The following is a 1,534-nucleotide window of genomic DNA, read 5'->3' on the forward strand; positions in this document are numbered from 1 at the left end:
CTGCGCTAAAATTTCTTTTTTTCATTGGAGCACCTGTGTTGTTCTGAGGTGAGCATATCACCTCTGTTCAGGTGGCCAAATTCAGTGTGCCACTTCAAAGCAGCCAGATTTCTGGTGCGGTTAATAAATGAGGCTGAGCTGGGTTCAGCTTGTTCCGCAGAATCTGCACATTCATGCCTGCACGTTCTGCCAGTTGCACCAGATTGTGGCGCAGTGCAAATGCACGACAGGCTTCATCAAAATGTGGATGTTTGGAAACTTGGTAATCAAACATGGTCAATGCCTCTGATGTATTTCAGAATCGAACTAATTAAGGTTTAGATTGCATTCTGAAAGCGCATCAACGGTCATTGCTGCTATGTTGATCATCACTTTTTCGCGTTTTTTATCTTTGCGCAGACGGTGACGGATAAGGCGTCCATCAGCCAACATGTCATTGATGGTATCGATGGATAGCCCTGTCAGCTCGCTATAGCGTTCAATAGTCACATGAGGCGTGGTAAGAGTGATTGAAATGTTAGGTCTCATGATGCAACATTCCTCGTTTAATGATGATTAATCAGGACGAATACGGATCGTTTGTATTTTGTGAACACCATAAACATACGATTGCACAGTGAAATCGTCAAGATAAAAGTTCACTTGGAGTGACCATGAATTTGGAGAAAGGCGGACGAGGCGCCATAGAGCGCATGGTAGAAGCTTATGGATTCAAGACTCGACAGGCGTTGTGCGATCATTTAGGAATCTCTAAAAGTACACTCGCCACACGCTACATGCGTGACTCATTCCCAGCAGAATGGGTAATCCAGTGCGCCCTTGAAACGGGCACCTCGCTTAATTGGCTCACAACCGGACATGGTTCAAAGCAAACTTCAGGTAATACAAATACTATGGAAGTTGCTAAATATGTATTATCTGATGGTGCCTTGCGTGAAGACGGTTTTTATATTTTTGATAAGGGATTTCTACCCTCTACGTTTAAAAAACCTTTTGTCATCACAGATAACAATTCTGAATTTATTTGTGATAAAGAATTTGATGACATACGTGATGGTAAATGGGTAATAAGTATTGATGGCGAAGTAACGATCCGTGACATTACTCGTTTACCCGGTGGAAGAATCTTCGTCGAGGGTGGAAACAGAGCCTTCGAATGTAAGATAGAAGACATTGAAATAATTGGTAAAATTATAAGTTTAACAGTTAAATATGTTAGATAATACCGGGAGGAAACTATGCTTGGTAAAGTATTTTTTGTGGTTTTATCATGCTCTTTGTTATTAAGCCCACTAACTACCTATGCTAAAAATTATCCTTGTTCTGGGAAAAAGGGAGGTGTCTCTCACTGTACCTCCGATGGAAAATTTGTTTGCAATGATGGAACTATTAGTAAATCCAAAAAAATCTGTACTAAAAACTCACGATAACTTTTGCTTGGTAATGCTGCCAACTTACTGATTTAGTGTATGATGGTGATTTTAAGGTGCTTGCGTGGCTTCCATTTCCATCAGATGTCCTTCCTGCTCCGCTA

Annotated in this window: 3 protein-coding genes and 1 pseudogene; 2 read left to right on the forward strand and 2 right to left on the reverse strand. The window is 41.1% G+C overall.

All coding sequences use genetic code 11. The features are described from left to right. Nucleotides 1-97 precede the first annotated feature (97 nt). Together BHE85_RS15385 and BHE85_RS15390 are read right to left on the reverse strand one after the other, a co-directional pair. Nucleotides 98-274 (reverse strand): annotated as a pseudogene (locus BHE85_RS15385) (phage regulatory CII family protein); the annotation flags it as partial. Between the two features lie 32 nt (nt 275-306). Then, entirely contained in the window at nt 307-528 is a 222-nt protein-coding gene (locus BHE85_RS15390; protein WP_001247707.1) for a hypothetical protein, read from the reverse strand. Between the two features lie 125 nt (nt 529-653). Here BHE85_RS15390 and BHE85_RS15395 point away from each other — a divergent pair, with 125 nt between their 5' ends. After that, nucleotides 654-1,223, forward strand: a complete 570-nt coding sequence (locus BHE85_RS15395; RefSeq protein WP_001047328.1) for a phage repressor protein CI — start codon at nt 654-656, stop codon at nt 1,221-1,223. A gap of 15 nt (nt 1,224-1,238) precedes the next feature. Next, a complete protein-coding gene (locus tag BHE85_RS15400; RefSeq protein WP_000900884.1) occupies nt 1,239-1,430 on the forward strand; it encodes a YdcA family protein in 192 nt (63 codons plus the stop codon). The last annotated feature ends 104 nt before the right edge of the window (nt 1,431-1,534 follow it).

It is taken from the genome of Shigella sp. FC1567, assembly GCF_001743015.1.
GTDB lineage: Bacteria > Pseudomonadota > Gammaproteobacteria > Enterobacterales > Enterobacteriaceae > Escherichia > Escherichia coli.